This is a genomic window from Halomonas sp. THAF5a (assembly GCF_009363755.1).
Classification (GTDB): Bacteria; Pseudomonadota; Gammaproteobacteria; order Pseudomonadales; family Halomonadaceae; genus Halomonas.
This window is the reverse complement of the sequence record NZ_CP045417.1, coordinates 1-15,861: the sequence shown is the minus strand read 5'-3', so window position 1 is coordinate 15,861 and position 15,861 is coordinate 1. Positions and strand designations below refer to the sequence as shown.

At 68.8% G+C, this 15,861-nt stretch carries 12 protein-coding genes; 6 read left to right on the top strand and 6 right to left on the bottom strand.

Going from position 1 to position 15,861, the window contains the following annotated elements; translation table 11 throughout:
* Positions 1-38: 38 nt before the first annotated feature.
* From FIU83_RS00060 to FIU83_RS00050, 3 genes are read left to right on the top strand one after another with little or no spacing between them, the layout of a single operon-like run.
* Positions 39-1,136 (top strand): glycosyltransferase family 9 protein, encoded by a 1,098-nt coding sequence (locus tag FIU83_RS00060; protein ID WP_152485186.1) that lies wholly within the window; start codon positions 39-41, stop codon positions 1,134-1,136.
* Entirely contained in the window at positions 1,133-1,906 is a 774-nt protein-coding gene (locus tag FIU83_RS00055; protein ID WP_152482172.1) for a glycosyltransferase family 2 protein, read from the top strand. Before FIU83_RS00060 ends, FIU83_RS00055 begins: the two co-directional genes overlap by 4 nt.
* Positions 1,899-3,530, top strand: coding sequence for a sulfatase-like hydrolase/transferase (locus tag FIU83_RS00050; protein ID WP_152482171.1), 1,632 nt, complete (start codon positions 1,899-1,901; stop codon positions 3,528-3,530). Before FIU83_RS00055 ends, FIU83_RS00050 begins: the two co-directional genes overlap by 8 nt.
* On the opposite strand, the gene waaF is transcribed toward FIU83_RS00050, so the two are convergent.
* Complete coding sequence (waaF, locus tag FIU83_RS00045) at positions 3,527-4,582, bottom strand: lipopolysaccharide heptosyltransferase II (protein WP_152482170.1); 1,056 nt, start codon at positions 4,580-4,582, stop codon at positions 3,527-3,529. The two genes, FIU83_RS00050 and waaF, sit on opposite strands and share 4 nt — an antisense overlap.
* Positions 4,575-5,531, bottom strand: coding sequence for an ADP-glyceromanno-heptose 6-epimerase (rfaD, locus tag FIU83_RS00040; protein WP_152482169.1), 957 nt, complete (start codon positions 5,529-5,531; stop codon positions 4,575-4,577). Before rfaD ends, waaF begins: the two co-directional genes overlap by 8 nt.
* Before the next feature lie 92 nt (positions 5,532-5,623).
* Here rfaD and glyQ point away from each other — a divergent pair, with 92 nt between their 5' ends.
* The 3 genes from glyQ to gmhB all read left to right on the top strand — a co-directional run bounded on the left by glyQ (position 5,624) and on the right by gmhB (position 9,491).
* Entirely contained in the window at positions 5,624-6,586 is a 963-nt protein-coding gene (glyQ, locus tag FIU83_RS00035; protein ID WP_152482168.1) for a glycine--tRNA ligase subunit alpha, read from the top strand.
* Positions 6,586-8,652 carry a glycine--tRNA ligase subunit beta gene (gene glyS, locus FIU83_RS00030; RefSeq protein WP_152482167.1) on the top strand — a complete coding sequence of 689 codons (2,067 nt, stop codon included), beginning with the start codon at positions 6,586-6,588 and terminating at the stop codon, positions 8,650-8,652. The genes glyQ and glyS overlap by 1 nt, the downstream gene beginning before the upstream one ends.
* Positions 8,653-8,921: 269 nt before the next feature.
* Positions 8,922-9,491: a D-glycero-beta-D-manno-heptose 1,7-bisphosphate 7-phosphatase gene (gene gmhB / locus FIU83_RS00025; RefSeq protein ID WP_152485185.1), complete on the top strand. Its 570-nt coding sequence runs from the start codon at positions 8,922-8,924 to the stop codon at positions 9,489-9,491.
* A 120-nt stretch (positions 9,492-9,611) separates the two neighbouring features.
* On the opposite strand, the gene gyrB is transcribed toward gmhB, so the two are convergent.
* The 4 genes from gyrB to dnaA all read right to left on the bottom strand — a co-directional run bounded on the left by gyrB (position 9,612) and on the right by dnaA (position 15,861).
* Positions 9,612-12,032: a DNA topoisomerase (ATP-hydrolyzing) subunit B gene (gyrB, locus tag FIU83_RS00020; RefSeq protein ID WP_152482166.1), complete on the bottom strand. Its 2,421-nt coding sequence runs from the start codon at positions 12,030-12,032 to the stop codon at positions 9,612-9,614.
* Positions 12,033-12,043: 11 nt separating this feature from the next.
* Complete coding sequence (gene recF, locus FIU83_RS00015) at positions 12,044-13,171, bottom strand: DNA replication/repair protein RecF (RefSeq protein ID WP_152482165.1); 1,128 nt, start codon at positions 13,169-13,171, stop codon at positions 12,044-12,046.
* A 55-nt stretch (positions 13,172-13,226) separates the two neighbouring features.
* Positions 13,227-14,330, bottom strand: a complete 1,104-nt coding sequence (gene dnaN / locus FIU83_RS00010; protein WP_152482164.1) for a DNA polymerase III subunit beta — start codon at positions 14,328-14,330, stop codon at positions 13,227-13,229.
* Positions 14,331-14,391: 61 nt separating this feature from the next.
* The gene (gene dnaA / locus FIU83_RS00005; protein ID WP_152482163.1) at positions 14,392-15,861 is read right to left on the bottom strand and encodes a chromosomal replication initiator protein DnaA; all 1,470 of its coding nucleotides are present in this window, start codon (positions 15,859-15,861) and stop codon (positions 14,392-14,394) included.

Here is a 15,861-nt window from a genome sequence, read left to right as displayed (position 1 = left end):
CTCCTTACGTGCGGTTGCGGGGCCCGGGAGCCCGGATGATGACACTTTCTCCTGCCAGGGACGGCGGCCACCCTCGCCTGCTGGTCGTGCGCAATGACAAGCTCGGCGACTTCATGCTGGCCTGGCCGGCGCTGGCCTGCCTCAAGGCGGCCGAGCCGGCCCTCCATGTCAGCGTGCTGGTGCCGGCCTACACGGCGCCACTCGCCCGGCAGTGCCCGTGGATCGACGAGGTGCTGCTCGACCCCGGCGACGACGCCGGCCGCGAGGCGCAGCGCGCGCTGCTCGACACCCTGCGCGCAGGCCGCTTCGATGCGCTGCTGACCCTCTTCTCGACTCCGCGCATCGGCTGGCTGGGCTGGCGAGCCGGCATCCCGCTGCGCCTGGCGCCGGCCACCAAGTGGGCGCAGCTATTCTACAACCGCCGGGTCACCCAGCGCAGGTCGCGTTCGGAGAAACCCGAATACGTCTACAACCTGGAGCTGGCCGAGGCCCTGGTCGAGGCCCTGGGCCTCGCCGTGCCGCCGCGCCCCGCACCGCCCTTCTGGCCGCTGCCGGCCGGCACCCGCGAGGCCGAGCGGGCACGGCTCGCCGACGAGCTCCCCCTGGCCCCCGCGGCGTGCTGGGCCTTCCTGCACCCGGGCAGCGGCGGCTCGGCGGTCAACCTCACCCTCGAGCAGTACGCCCGCCTGGTGGTCGCCGTCGACGCGCGGCTGGACGCCGCCGGGGCCGAGCGGCCATGCTGGGTGCTGACCGCAGGCCCGGGCGAGGAGGCGGCGGCCGACCGGCTCCGCGAGCGGCTCGCCGAGGCGGCGATCACCGCCCACCGGCTGCCCGCCCGCCGCGGCATCGACGACTTCGCCCGGAGCCTCGCGGCCGCCGACCTGTTCGTCGCCGGCTCCACCGGCCCGCTGCACATCGCCGGGGCCCTGGACCGTCCGACGGCGGGGTTCTATCCGTCGCGCCGTTCGGCCACTCCGCTGCGCTGGCAGACCTGCAACGCAAAGGCCCATCGCCTGGCCTTCTGCCCCCCGGAGGGGGCGGGCGAGCGCGACATGTCGAGCATCGACCTCGACGCCGCGGCGACGCGCATCGCCGAGCACCTGCTGCCCCTCTCGACCCGTGAGACGACCCCATGACCCCCATCACCGGTATCATCATCACCCTCGACGAGGCGGAAAACATCGCCGACTGCATCGCCTCGCTGCGGCCGGTCTGCGACGAGATCCTCGTCGTCGACTCGGGCAGCCGGGACAACACCGCGGCCATCGCCGAGTCGCTGGGCGCCCGGGTCATCCACCAGCCCTACCTCGGCGACGGCCCCCAGAAGGCCTTCGCCGTGCCCCAGGCGCGGCACGACTGGATCCTCGCCCTCGACGCCGACGAGCGCCTCGACGAGGACGCGGTCGCGGCGATCCGCGCCCTGCCGCTGGACGACCCACGCCAGGCGTACCGCTTCAATCGCCGCAACTTCGCCGGACATCACTGGATCAAGGCGGCCGGCTTCTATCCCGACCCCGTGACGCGGCTCTACAACCGCACCACCTCGGGCTACCTGCCGAAGAAGGCGCACTCCTCGGTGCAGGCCCCCGCCGTCGTGGATACCCACAGCCACATCCGGCACTTCACCTATCGCGACCTCTCCCACTGGATCACCCGCATCGACCAGCTCTCGAGCCGCGACGCCTGGGCGATGAAGGAGCGCGGCAAGGGCCCCTCGCGCTGGCGCCCCACCCTGCATGCCGCCAGCGCCATGCTGCGCAAGCTGATCCTCAAGGGCGGACTCTTCCAGGGGGCGGATGGCATGACGGTCGCGATCACCACGGCGTTCCACGCCTACATGAAGTACGCCAAGCTGAACGAGCTGCACGAAAACGAACGGGCCGTGGCACCCTCCGACCATGCCTAGGGCAGCGCGTCGACTCCGTCATCCGCGCTGGTGGGCGCTGCTGGTGCTGGGCCTGTGGCTCGGCTATGCCCTGGCCATGCTGACCCGGCTGCCGACCTGGGCGCTGCCCGCGGTGACCGGCGCCTGGCTGCTGCTGGCCCGCTGGCGCCGCTGGGGCGCCCCCCGGCATCCCCACCCGCCGACCCGGGTGTGGCCCTGGTCACTCCTTCCCCTGGCCCTGTGGGGTTTCTACGTCTACCTGGCCGCCAGCTTCGGCGAGGTCGACCTCGGGGCGGTCTTCTTCCACCTCCAGGCCGGCATGTCGGAACACGGCGGCGCGGAGCGGATCGTCTCCGCCCTGCTGCATACCCTGGGCATGCTGCTGCTGCTCGCCGCCTTCACCTGGCTGGTGAGGGTCGATCGCCGCTGGCGGACCACGGAGCGCCTGCTGGCCGTGGCGCTGCTGGCCCTCAACCCCATGCTCTACGGCCTCGGCCAGCGCGGCGCCGCCATCGTCACCGACGACGGCGCCTGGCTCGATCGGCAGTACGTGGCGCCGGTGATCCTCGACGCGCCTCGCTCACCCCCCAACCTGCTGCTGATCTACCTGGAGAGCTTGGAGCGCACCTACGCCGACCCGGAGCGCTTCGGCGATGCCTATGCGCCGCTCGAGGCCCTGGGCGAGCGCGCCCTGGTCGTCGAGGGGGTGCGCCAGCTCGACAACACCGGCTGGACCATGGCCGGCATGATCGCCAGCCAGTGCGGCACGCCGCTGATGCCGGCCGGCCTGCTCCACGACAGCCAGTTCGAGCCCCTCGGTCGAGTCGTGCCGGGGGTCGACTGCCTGGGCGACCTGCTCGCCGAGCGCGACTATGCGCTCTCCTACCTGGGCGGGGCCAGCACCCGCTTCGCCGGCAAGGGCGTCTTCTACCGCGATCATGGCTTCGAGCGGGTCATGGGGCGCGAGGAGCTGGAGCCGCGGCTGCCGGACCCCGACTACGTCAACAGCTGGGGGCTCTACGACGATACGCTCTACGACCTCACGGTCGAGGAGATCCGCCGCCTGGAGGCCCGGGGCGGCCCCTGGGGCCTGGTCAACCTGAGCCTCGCCGGCCACGCTCCCCACGGGTATCCGGCCCGCACCTGCCGCGAGCGCCAGGGCGAGTTCGACGGCACCGACATCCTCTATTCGGTGGAATGCTCGGCCTGGCTGGCACGCCGCCTGGTGGAGCGTCTCGAGTCGGAGGGGCTGCTGGAGAACACCCTGGTGGTGATCGCCAGCGACCACCTGACCATGCGCGTCTCCGCCTGGGAGCAGCTGGTCGCGACGCCGCGGGAGAACACCCTGATGCTGCTGGGCGAGGGGCTAGAGGCGCGCCGGCTCAGGGTCGAGGCGTCGACCATGGACGTCCTGCCGACGGTGCTCGAGGCCATGGGCTTCGTCATCGACTGGCACCGGGCGGGGCTCGGCGTCTCGCTGCTCTCCGACCAGCCAACGCTGGTCGAGGCGCATGGCCTGGAGACGCTGAACGCCCGCCTGCGGGAGGAGACCGCCCTCCAGGAGCGGCTGTGGGAGGGCCTGGCCCCCACCCGGAACGACGCCTCGAACGCGCCGCCCGAGGCCGCCTCGGCGGGCCACCGCTAGGAGGGTGAGGAGGAGGGCGTCGCCGCCAGCACCGCCTTCAGGACGCGCTCGGGGGTGAGGCGCTTCAGGCAGTCGGTATGGCCCAGCGGGCAGGTGCGCTGGAAGCAGGGCGAGCAGTCCAGGGCCAGGTGGTGAATCTCGGCGTTGTCGGTCAGTGGCGGCGTGTAGGCCGGCGACGAGGAGCCGTAGATGGCCTGGACCCGGGTCCCCACCGCCGCGGCCACATGCATCAGCCCCGAGTCGTTGGTCACCACCTGACGGCAGTCGCCCAGCAGGTCGACGGCGTCCGCCAGCCGTGTCCGTCCGCAGAGGTTGTGGGTATGGGGCAGGCCATCGGCGATCGTCTCGCCGGCCTCGACGTCCTTGGGCCCACCCAGCACCCGCACCTCGAACCCCTCCACCACCAGCGCCCGGGCCAGCTCGCGGAAGTGTGCCAGCGGCCACTGCTTGGCGGGACCGTACTCGGCGCCCGGCATCATGCCGATGGCCGGGCGCGACGAGAGGCCCAGGGCGAGGCGCTGCTCGACCAGGTTGTCGATGTCCAGGCGCAGGGCCGGGCGAGGCAGCGCGAAGTCGCCGCGCTCGGCCTCCTCCCGGGGCAGGCCGAGCGCCACGAAACGCTTGACGGTCTGGTCGAGGATCGCCTTGTCGAGGGGCCGGCGATCGTTGAGCAGCCCGTAGCGCTGCTCGCCGGTGAAGCCGGTCCGCCGGGGGATGCGCGCCAGGAAGGGCACCAGCGCCGATTTCCAGGAGCGCGGCAGCACGATCGCCCGGTCGAAGCGTCCCTTGAGGGAGACCGACAGCTGCCGCCGCGTTACCAGGCCGAACTCGCCGTGGCCCACCTCGAGGCCCGCGACCTCGTCGACCTCGTCCATGCGCTCGAGGATCGGCCGCGACCAGCCGGGAGCCACCACGCCGATGCGACAACCCGGATGGCGCGCCTTGAGGGTCTTGAACAGGCTCTGGGCCATGACCATGTCGCCGACCCAGGAGGGGCCGACCACCAGGATACGCTGCCCCTCCCCGCCGGTCGGCGCCGGGGCCTCACCCATTCAGCCACTCCAGGTAGGCGCTCACGCCCTCGGCCACCGTGCGAAACTCGCGGTCGTAGCCCGCCTCGCGCAGCCGCGAGATGTCGGCCCGGGTGTAGCTCTGGTAGCGCCCCTTGAGCTCCTCGGGGAAGTCGATGTACTCGATCTTGCCCTTGCCGTAGTGGTCGATGACCGCCTCGCCGATGGCCTTGAAGGGCTCGGCGCGGCCGGTACCCAGGTTGAAGATGCCGGAGGCCTCGGGGTGGTCAAGGAACCAGAGGTTCACGTCCACCACGTCGCCGACATAGACGAAGTCGCGGCTCTGCATGCCGGCCTCATAGCCGTCCCAGGCACCGAACAGCTTGAGGTCATGGCCGGCGCTGATCTGGGTGTGATGGTGGTAGGCGACGCTGGCCATCTTGCCCTTGTGCTGCTCGCGGGGGCCGTAGACGTTGAAGTAGCGGAAGCCCACGACCTGGCTCTCGAACTCGTCGTGGCGGGCGCGCACATACTGGTCGAAGAGCAGCTTGGAGTAGCCGTAGACGTTGAGCGGCTTCTCGTGTTCCGGCGCCTCATAGAACACCTCGCTGCCGCCGTAGGTGGCGGCCGAGGAGGCGTAGAGGAAGGGAATGCCCTCGCGCTGGCAGAAGTGCAGCAGCACCTTGGAGTACTCGAAGTTGTTCTCGAGCATGAAGCGGCCGTCCCACTCGGTAGTGTCCGAGCAGGCGCCCTCGTGGAAGATCGCCTCGATGGGCGGCAGGTGCGACTCCTCGCCGTTCATCGCCGCCTTCACCCGGGCCAGGAAGTCGTCCTTGTCCAGGTAGTCGCCCAGCGTGCAGTCGGCCAGGTTGACGAACTTGGTGCCGTCGCTGAGGTCGTCGACCACCAGGACGTCGTTGCGGCCGCGGGCATTCAGCGCCTTGACCAGATTCGAGCCGATGAAGCCGGCTCCGCCAGTTACTACGATCATGGAAAACCTCTTCTCCGGGCCTGCGCCTATAACCGATCTGCCAGTAATTGTATACTTGACGGCTCGTGAATTCATGGCCAACGGTGCTTCCAATGACACAGTCGACGCCAGACGTGACAACCTTCCAGGGCCTGATCCTCGCCCTGCAGCAGTACTGGGCCGAACAGGGCTGCGTGATCCTCCAGCCCCTGGACATGGAGGTCGGTGCCGGCACCTTCCATACCGCCACCTTCCTGCGCTCCATCGGGCCCGAGACCTGGAATGCGGCCTACGTGCAGCCCTCCCGCCGCCCCACCGATGGCCGCTACGGCGAGAACCCCAACCGCCTGCAGCACTACTACCAGTTCCAGGTGGTGATGAAGCCCTCTCCGGCCGAGCTCCAGGAGCTCTACCTGGGCTCGCTCAAGCGTCTGGGCCTCGACCCGCTGGTCCATGATATCCGTTTCGTCGAGGACAACTGGGAGTCGCCGACCCTGGGCGCCTGGGGCCTCGGGTGGGAGGTCTGGCTCAACGGCATGGAGGTCACCCAGTTCACCTACTTCCAGCAGGCCGGCGGCCTGGAGTGCTACCCGGTCACCGGCGAGCTGACCTACGGCCTCGAGCGCATCGCCATGTACCTGCAGGACGTCGACAGCGTCTACGACCTGGTGTGGACGGTGGCCCCGGACGGCACCCGGGTGACCTACGGCGACGTCTACCTGCAGAACGAGCGCGAGCAGTCGGCCTACAACTTCGAGCACGCCGACGTCGACTTCCTGTTCGCCTCCTTCGACCACCAGGAGCGCGAGTGCGCCAAGCTGCTGGAGGCCCAGCTGCCGCTGCCCGCCTACGAGCAGGTGCTGAAGGCCTCTCACACCTTCAACCTGCTGGACGCCCGCCACGCCATCTCGGTCACCGAACGCCAGCGCTACATCCTGCGCGTGCGCACCATGGCCCGGGGCGTGGCCCAGGCCTACTACGACTCACGCAAGGCCGCCGGCTTCCCGCTGGCCCCCGAGGCCCTGCGCCATGAACTGCTGGCCGATGCGCCGCTTGCCGAACAGGGAGACGTCTGATGGCTGCCAACACCCTACTGGTCGAACTGGGCGTCGAGGAACTGCCGCCGGGCGCCATCGATGAACTCTCCGATGCCCTGGCCGACGGCATCCGCCGCGGCCTTGGCGAGGCCGACATCGACGCCGGCGAGGTGCTGGCCTACGCGAGCCCACGCCGCCTGGCCGTGCAGGTCCGCGAGCTCGCCGACAAGCAGCCCGACCGCGAGGTCGAGCGCCGCGGCCCGGCGCTGGCCGCCGCCTTCAAGGAGGATCAGCCGACCAAGGCCGCCGAGGGCTTCGCCCGCTCCTGCGGCGTCGGCGTGGACCAGCTGATCCACCTCGAGACCGACAAGGGCACCTGGCTCGGCTACCGGGAGCACCAGCCCGGCGAGGCCACCACCGCCCTGCTGCCCGGCATCGTCGAGAAGGCCATCGGCGCCCTGCCGGTGCCCAAGAACATGCGCTGGGGCGCCTCGCGCGTCGAGTTCTCCCGCCCCGTCCACTGGCTGGTGATGCTCTACGGCAGCCAGGTGGTAGAGGCCAGCGCCCTGGGCCTCGAGGCCGGCCGCACCACCCGCGGCCATCGCTTCCACGCGCCCGCCCCCATCGAGCTCGCCCATGCCGACGACTACCTCGCCGCCCTCGAGGGCGCCTGGGTGCTGGCCGATCGCGAGCAGCGCCGCGAGCGCATCCGTGAGCAGGTGCTGGCCGAGGCCGAGGTCCAGGAAGCCACCGCGGTGATCGACGAGGACCTGCTGGTCGAGGTCAGCGGCCTGGTGGAGTGGCCCGTCGCCCTGACCGGCAGCTTCGACGAGCGCTTCCTCGAGGTGCCGCCGGAATGTCTGATCTCGTCGATGAAGGCCAACCAGAAGTACTTCCACCTGCTGGACGAGGCAGGCCGGCTCAAGCCGCTGTTCATCACCGTCTCGAACATCGACAGCGCCGACCCCGAGCAGGTGATCCAGGGCAACGAGCGGGTGATCCGCCCGCGCCTGGCCGACGCCGCCTTCTTCTACGACACCGATCGCAAGCAGACCCTGGCCGAGCGCGCCCCGGCGCTGGCCGGCGTGGTGTTCCAGAAGCAGCTCGGCAGCCTGGCCGACAAGGCGCACCGCAACGCCGCCGTGGCCGCCTTCATCGCCGGCAAGATCGACGGCGACGTGCACGATGCCCGGCGCGCCGCCGAGCTCGCCAAGTGTGACCTGGTCACCGAGATGGTGCTCGAGTTCCCGGAGCTGCAGGGCACCATGGGCCGCTACTACGCGCTCAACGACGGCGAACCCGAGGAGGTCGCCCTGGCGCTGGAGGAGCAGTACCTGCCGCGCTTCGCCGGCGACGCCATCCCCCAGGGCCGCACCGGCCTGGCGCTGGCGCTGGCCGACCGCCTCGACACCCTGACCGGCATCTTCGGCATCGGCCAGCGCCCCAGCGGCACCAAGGACCCCTTCGCCCTGCGCCGTGCGGCCATCGGCGTGATCAACATCCTGGTCAAGGGCCAGCTCAGCCTCGACCTGCGCGAGCTGCTCGAGCTGTCGGCCGCCCAGCACCAGGAGCTGCCCTACGCCGAGGGGCTCGTCGACGAGGTCCTCACCTACATGCTCGACCGCTTCCGTGCCTGGGCCGGCGACGAGGGCATCGACACCGAGGTCTACCTGGCCGTGCGGGCCCGCCCGGTCACCGAGCCCCTCGACTTCGCCCGCCGCCTGCACGCGGTGCAGGGCTTCGCGCGTCGCGAGGAGGCCGCCGCACTGGCCGCCGCCAACAAGCGGGTCTCCAACATCCTCGCCAAGCAGGGCGGCGACGTGACCGTCGAGGTCGACGCCGGTCTGCTGCAGGAGGACGCCGAGAAGGCCCTGGCCGAGGCGCTGAGCGGCTGCCGCGGGAAGGTCGCCCCGCTGTTCGCCGAGGCGCGCTACAGCGATGCCCTGGACGTGCTCGCGACCCTGCGCCAGCCGGTCGACAGCTTCTTCGATGACGTCATGGTGATGGCCGATGACGAGGCGGTGAAGCGCAACCGCCTGGCGCTGCTGGCCGGCCTGCAGGCGCTGTTCCTCGAGGTGGCCGACATCGCCCTGCTCCAGCAGTAGGCGCTTCCCTCTCGAGACCCCAAGGGCCGGCGAATGATCGCCGGCCCTTTTTCATGCGATGTTCCACGTGGAACATTGGAGCGGCAACCGGCATTGCGGCGGCGGCGCGAGGTCATGCGTACGGCTGGCCGCTGACCGCTTGGCCGCTTGGCCGCTTGGCCGCTTGGCCGCTTGGCCGCTTGGCCGCTTGGCCGCTTGGCCGCTTGGCAGACGATGTTCCACGTGAAACACTCCCGCCATCTCCTGGCTACTATCACCGGACGCGCCCCATGCCCCATCCCTCGAAACTCGTGATCCTCGATCGCGACGGCGTCATCAATCACGACTCCGATGCCTACGTGAAGTCCCTCGACGAATGGATCCCCTACCCCACCGCCATCGAGGCCATCGCCCGGCTGAGCCGGGCCGGCTGGACCGTGGCGATCGCCACCAACCAGTCGGGCATCGCCCGGGGCTACTACAGCGAGGCGGTCCTCGCGAGCATGCATGAGCGGCTGGACGAGCTGGTCCGACAGGCCGGTGGAAAGATCGCCCACATCGCCTACTGCCCCCACGGTCCGGACGACGGCTGCGACTGCCGCAAGCCGCTGACCGGCCTGCTCGAGCAGGTGCGCCGGGCGCTTGGCCTGGAGAGCCTGGCGGGCAGCTGGATGGTCGGCGACAGCCTACGCGACCTGCAGGCGGGAGAACCGATGGGCTGTCGCCCGGTACTGGTCAGGACCGGGAAGGGGCGTCGTACGGAGGCGAAGGGAGAGGGACTCGACCGGGCGGTGGTCTTCGACGATCTGGCCGCCTTCGTGACGTGGCTGCTGAGAGAGGAGGGTGGCGGCGCCGACTGAGGCGACACGTCGTCACCCCTGAACGCGACGAGGCCGGCTAATTAGCCGGCCTCGTCGTTGATGGTGCTCGCCGTAGAGGACGAATCCGGCGATGTTCCACGTGAAACATCGCCGGGGCCATCAGATGTCCAGGTTGGCCACCAGCGCATTGCGCTCGATGAAGTCGCGCCGCGGCTCCACCTCGTCGCCCATCAGGGTATTGAACATCATGTCGGCGGCCACCGCATCCTCGATGGAGACCCGCAGCATGCGACGGGTCTCGGGATTCATGGTGGTTTCCCACAGCTGCTCGGGGTTCATCTCGCCCAGGCCCTTGTAGCGCTGGATGGAGAGGCCGCGCTGCGCCTCGGCCATCAGCCACTCCAGGGCATCGTAGAAGCTCGCCACGGGGCGCTTGCGCTCACCGCGCGCCACGTAGCTCCCCTCCTCCAGCAAGCCGTCCAGTGTCTCGCCCAGCGCCGCCATGGCGCGGTAGTCGGCGCTGGTGAAGAACTCGACGCCCCAGACGTAGTCGGTTGTGACGCCGTGGGCCGTGAGCGTCACTGCCGGCAGGAAAAAGCCGCGCTCGCCGTCCTCCTCGAGGCGGAAGGTGTAGCGCGGCCCGCCCTCGTAGGAGACCAGGGCGTCCATCTCCCGCTGCAGGTAGTCGATCCAGTTCTGCATGGTGAGGCGATCGCGCAGGCTCTGCTCGCCGTCGAGCCGGGCGGCATGCACGATCTTGCGCAGCACGACGTCGGGATAGACCCGCGATAGGCGCTCGATGCGCTTCATCACGTCGCGATACTGGTTGACCAGCTCCTCGAGCTGGGCGCCGGCGATCCCGGGGGCGTCGGCATTGACGTGCAGGCGGGCGCCGTCAAGGGCGGTGGTGGTCAGGTAGTCGACCATCGCCTGCTCGTCCTTCAGGTAGAGCTCCTGCTTGCCACGCTTGATCTTGTAGAGCGGCGGCTGGGCGATGAAGACGTTGCCACGCTCGATCAGCTGGGACATCTGGCGGAAGAAGAAGGTCAGTAGCAGCGTGCGGATGTGCGAGCCGTCGACGTCCGCGTCGGTCATGATGATGATCGAGTGGTAGCGCAGCTTGTCGGGGTTGAACTCCTCGCGCCCGATGCCGCAGCCCAGGGCCGTGATCAGAGTGCCGACCTCGGCCGAGGAGAGCATCTTGTCGAAGCGCGCCTTCTCGACGTTGAGGATCTTGCCCTTGAGCGGCAGGATCGCCTGGGTGCGCCGATCGCGCCCCTGCTTGGCGCTGCCACCGGCCGAGTCACCCTCGACCAGGAACAGCTCGGAGAGGCTCGGGTCCTTCTCCTGGCAGTCGGCCAGCTTGCCCGGCAGCCCGGCGATGTCCAGGGCACCCTTGCGGCGGGTCATGTCGCGCGCCTTGCGCGCCGCCTCGCGGGCGCGGGCGGCGTCGAGCATCTTGTTGACGATCGCCTTGGCCTCGTTGGGCTTCTCGATGAGGTAGTCCGCGAAGAGGCGCCCCATCTCCTGCTCCACCGCGGTCTTGACCTCCGAGGAGACCAGCTTGTCCTTGGTCTGGGCCGAGAACTTGGGATCCGGCACCTTCACCGAGATGATCGCCGTGAGGCCCTCGCGGGCGTCGTCGCCGGAGGTGTTGACCTTGGCCTTCTTGAGCAGCCCCTCTGCCTCGATGTAGTGGTTCAGCGAGCGGGTCAGCGCCGCGCGGAAGCCGGCCAGATGGGTGCCGCCATCCCGCTGGGGGATGTTGTTGGTGTAGCAGAAGATATTTTCCGAGAAGGTATCGTTCCACTGCATCGCCACCTCGACGCCCACTCCGTCTTCGCGCTCGGCGTTGAAGTGGAACACCGGGTTGAGCACCGTCTTGTTGGTGTTCAGGTGGTTGACGAAGGCCTTGAGGCCGCCCTCGTAGTGGAACAGCTCTTCCTTGCCGCTGCGCTCGTCGATCAGGCGGATCGCCACGCCGGAGTTGAGGAAGGAGAGCTCCCTCAGGCGCTTGGCGAGGATATCGTAGTGGAACTCGATATTGTGGAAAGTCTCGGCGGAGGGGCGGAAATGCACCCGGGTGCCGCTCTGCTCGGTCTTGCCGACCACCGCCAGGGGGGCGTCGGGCACGCCGTGGTGGTAGAGCTGCTCATGGACCTGGCCGGCGCGCCAGATGGTCAGCTTGAGCTCCTCGGACAGGGCGTTGACCACCGAGACCCCGACGCCGTGCAGGCCGCCGGACACCTTGTAGGAGTTGTCGTCAAACTTGCCGCCGGCGTGCAGCACGGTCATGATCACCTCGGCCGCCGAGACCCCCTCCTCCTCGTGGATATCGGTCGGCACGCCGCGACCGTTGTCGGTCACGGTGATCGACTCATCGGGGTGGATGATCACCCGGATCTCGCTGCAGTGTCCGGCCAGCGCTTCATCGATGGAGTTGTCCACCAGCTCGAACACCATGTGGTGCAGGCCCGTGCCGTCGTCGGTGTCGCCGATGTACATGCCCGGCCGCTTGCGTACGGCATCCAGGCCCTTGAGAACCTTGATGCTCGATGAGTCGTAAGCCTGTTCGCTCATTGACTACTCCGTCATGAAGTCTGTCTGTCCATTGGCAGCAGCTGCCCCTGGCCTGATTCGGAATGTTCCACGTGAAACATCGTCAACTGGGTGTCCGCCTGCCACAGGCCCGCCAGGGCATCGGGGTCGACGCTGGTGATGAATACCTGGCACTGCATGCGCTCCAGCCACTGGCAGAAGACGCGCCGGTGGTCGCTGTCGAGCTCGGCAGGCAGATCATCGATCAGGTAGAGGCAGGTCCGCCCGGTCAGCTGCTCGAGCAGACGCCCCTGGGCCAGCTTCAGGGCGCTCACCACCAGCTTCTGCTGGCCGCGCGAGAGCACCTCCACCGCCGGCCGCTTGCCGAGCCGTATGCTCAGCTCGGCGCGCTGCGGCCCCTGCTGGGTGAAGCCCATCTGGTGATCGGTGTGGCGCGCCTGGCGGAGGATATCGCTCAGTTCACGCTTGCGGTCCCAGCCTCGCGCGTAGCGCACGGCCAGGCCGGGGAGCGTGATGAGCTCCCGCAGGGTGTCCTCGAACACCGGCAGGAATCCCTCGATCCAGTCGCGGCGCATGCCGTCCAGCAGCCCGCTCCAGTGCACCAGTTCCTGTTCCCAGGCATCCAGTGAAGCATCCGACATTCTACCATGCCTGAGGAGGGCATTCCGATGTTTCAGCGCCCGCCGAAAGCGGCGCCAGGCGTCGAGGAATTCATGTTTCACGTGAAACACACCCCAGTCCAGGAACTCGCGCCGCCCGGCCGGCGGCCCCTCGAGCAGCCGGAAGGCGTCGGGGTTGATCAGCTGCAGCGGGAGGGTTTCCACCAGCCGCGAGACCCGGTCGAGGCGCTCGCCGGAGAGGCGCATCTCGAGCTCGGCGCCTTCGCGGTGGCGACGCACCCCGATGGAAGTGGCGGGGTCACCGGACAGCCGTCCGGACAGCCGCGCGTGCAGCGTCATGGCGTCGGCGTCGTGGGCGATGGCGTGGCGCAGCTGACGCGCTCGGAACGAGCGCCCCATGCCGAGGACATGGATGCCCTCGAGCAGGCTGGTCTTGCCACTGCCGTTGGCGCCGGTGACGAGGTTGATGCGGGGGCCGGGCGTGATATCGACGGCCTGCAGGTTGCGCAGGCCCTGGAAGGCGAGGCGATCGAGAGGCATAAGAGCGGATCGACAGCGTCGGCGGCACCCTCACCGGGTGCCGCCGGACGGCGTCTCAGAGGCGCATGGGCATGACGACGTACATGGCGTCGCCGCCACCGGGCTCTTCCATCAGCGCGCTGCTGTTGGAATCGGCGAGGGTCATCTGCACGCGATCCTCGTCCAGGACGCTGAGCACGTCGACGAGATAGCCGACGTTGAAGCCGATCTCCATGGCCGGACCGCTGTACTCGATGGCCACGTTCTCCTCGGCCTCCTCCTGCTCGGGGTTGTTGGCCATGACCCGCAGGTTCCCCTCCTCGAGATGCAGGCGCACGCCGCGGTACTTTTCGTTGGAGAGGATGGCGGTACGCGACAGCACCTGGCGCAGCTCGGCGCGATCGGCGATGAAGACCTTGTCACCGCCGCGCGGCACGACCCGCTCGTAGTCCGGGAACTTGCCGTCCACCAGCTTGGAGGTGAAGGTGAAGTCGCCGGTGTGGGCGCGCACGTGGGTGGCGCCGAGGGTCAGGCTGACCGGCTCCTCACCGTCGTCGAGCAGGCGCACCAGCTCCATGATGCCCTTGCGCGGCACGATCAGCTTCTGGGACGGCTCCACCTGGATATCGGCGGAGCGCGAGCAGACCGCCAGGCGGTGACCGTCGGTGGCCACGGTGCGCACCAGGTTGGGGCCCATCTCGAGCAGCATGCCGTTGAGGTAGTAGCGCACGTCCTGCTGGGCCATGGCGAAGGAGGTGGCATCGATCAGGTGCTTGAGCGTGCCTCGGGGCAGGCTCAGCTCGACGGTGCCCTGGTCGTCCTCGATGTTCGGGAACTCGGCGACCGGCAGGGTCGAGAGCGTGAAGCGCGAGCGGCCGCTGCGCAGCACGGCCCGCCCCTCCTCGAGGGTCAGCTGGATCTCCGACTGGTCGGGCAGCGACTTGCAGATATCCATCAGCTTGCGGGCCGGCACGGTGGCGGAGCCCGGCTCCTCCACGAGGCTGGCCGCGGTGCGCCCGATCAGCTCGACCTCGAGGTCGGTGCCGGTCAGCGACACCTGGTCCTGGTCGACCTGGATCAGCACGTTGGAGAGTACCGGCAGGGTCTGGCGCCGCTCCACCACGCCGGCAACCAGCGTCAGCGGGCGCAGCAGCGCTTCTCGGGAGATGGAAAATTTCATGTCGACTCCACTACTTGTCCTGGAGGGATTGAGGCCGGCGTCCCGACCGCTGGTGTTCCGTTCAGCTGGTCAACAGCCTCAGCAGATTCTTGTAGTCCTCGCGGATGTCCGCGCTCTCCTCCTGCAGCGACTTCACCTTGCGGCAGGCGTGCAGCACCGTGGTGTGATCGCGGCCGCCGAAGGCGTCGCCGATCTCGGGCAGGCTATGATTGGTGAGCTCCTTGGCGAGCGCCATGGCCACCTGGCGGGGGCGGGCCACCGAGCGCGAGCGACGCTTGGAGAGCAGATCGGAGAGCTTGATCTTGTAGTACTCGGCCACGGTGCGCTGGATGTTATCCACCCCGACCTGCTTGTCCTGCAGTGCCAGCAGGTCCTTGAGCGACTCGCGGATGAAATCCTGGGTGATCGTCTTGCCCATGAAGTGGGAGTCGGCGATCACCTTCTTCAGGGCACCCTCCAGCTCACGGACGTTGGAGCGGATCTTCTGGGCGATGAAGAAGGCGGCATCGTGGGGCAGGTCGACCTTGGCCTGGTCGGCCTTCTTCATCAGGATGGCGACGCGGGTCTCCAGCTCCGGCGGCTCGATGGCCACCGTCAGGCCCCAGCCGAAGCGAGACTTCAACCGCTCCTCTACCCCACTGATTTCCTTGGGATATCGGTCTGACGTCAGGATCATCTGCTGGCCGCCCTCGAGCAGCGCATTGAAGGTGTGGAAGAACTCCTCCTGGGAGCGCTCCTTGCCGGCGAAGAACTGGATGTCGTCGATCAGCAGGGCGTCGACGCTGCGATAGAACCGCTTGAAATCGTTGATCGCATTGAGCTGGAGCGCCTTCACCATGTCGGCGACGAAACGCTCCGAATGAAGGTAGACGACGCGGGCGTTCTCGCGCCGGGTCGCCAGGGCGTTACCGACCGCATGCATCAGGTGGGTCTTACCCAGGCCGACGCCGCCGTAGAGGAAGAGCGGATTGTAGGCCCCGCCGGGATTCTCGGAGACCTGGCGGGAGGCGGCGCGGGCCAGCTGGTTCGACTTGCCCTCGACGAAGGTCTCGAAGGTGAAGTTGGGGTTAAGGCCGCTGTTGTGCTTGAGGCTGCCCTCCACCTGCACCTCGCGCTCGCCACCGCGCCGCTGGCCGGCCCCCTCCTCGCGCAGCTGGTCGATCTCGCGCTCGTCGGCCACGTCGCCGCGGGGCGGGACCTGCACGGCGGGCGCCGCGGGTGCCCGGGGCGCCGCCGAGACCGGGTTGCCCAGCTCCCGGGGCTGCGGGTTCGGCGCCGCGCTGCGCCGGCTGCCCACGGTCAGCACCACCTTGGGCGGCTTGGCCGGCGAGAGCTCGCGCATCAGCTCGCTGATCCGCTTGGCATACTTGTCGCTGACCCAGTCGCGCACGAAGCGGTTCGGCGCCAGCAGGCGCAACTGGTTGGACTCCCCTTCCTCCGCCTGCAGCGGACGGATCCAGGTGTTGAACTGTTGCGAATTCAGTTCATCCTGAAGGGTATCCAGACATTGTTGCCAGAGAGCCTGTGACAC

What these genes read in the sequence shown, in the direction of transcription:
- FIU83_RS00060 (WP_152485186.1), top strand. Translation starts at nt 39, where the DNA reads ATGACACTTTCTCCTGCCAGGGACGGCGGCCACCCTCGCCTGCTGGTC.
- FIU83_RS00055 (WP_152482172.1), top strand. Translation starts at nt 1,133, where the DNA reads ATGACCCCCATCACCGGTATCATCATCACCCTCGACGAGGCGGAAAAC.
- FIU83_RS00050 (WP_152482171.1), top strand. Translation starts at nt 1,899, where the DNA reads ATGCCTAGGGCAGCGCGTCGACTCCGTCATCCGCGCTGGTGGGCGCTG.
- waaF (WP_152482170.1), bottom strand. Translation starts at nt 4,582, where the DNA reads ATGGGTGAGGCCCCGGCGCCGACCGGCGGGGAGGGGCAGCGTATCCTG.
- rfaD (WP_152482169.1), bottom strand. Translation starts at nt 5,531, where the DNA reads ATGATCGTAGTAACTGGCGGAGCCGGCTTCATCGGCTCGAATCTGGTC.
- glyQ (WP_152482168.1), top strand. Translation starts at nt 5,624, where the DNA reads ATGACACAGTCGACGCCAGACGTGACAACCTTCCAGGGCCTGATCCTC.
- glyS (WP_152482167.1), top strand. Translation starts at nt 6,586, where the DNA reads ATGGCTGCCAACACCCTACTGGTCGAACTGGGCGTCGAGGAACTGCCG.
- gmhB (WP_152485185.1), top strand. Translation starts at nt 8,922, where the DNA reads ATGCCCCATCCCTCGAAACTCGTGATCCTCGATCGCGACGGCGTCATC.
- gyrB (WP_152482166.1), bottom strand. Translation starts at nt 12,032, where the DNA reads ATGAGCGAACAGGCTTACGACTCATCGAGCATCAAGGTTCTCAAGGGC.
- recF (WP_152482165.1), bottom strand. Translation starts at nt 13,171, where the DNA reads ATGCCTCTCGATCGCCTCGCCTTCCAGGGCCTGCGCAACCTGCAGGCC.
- dnaN (WP_152482164.1), bottom strand. Translation starts at nt 14,330, where the DNA reads ATGAAATTTTCCATCTCCCGAGAAGCGCTGCTGCGCCCGCTGACGCTG.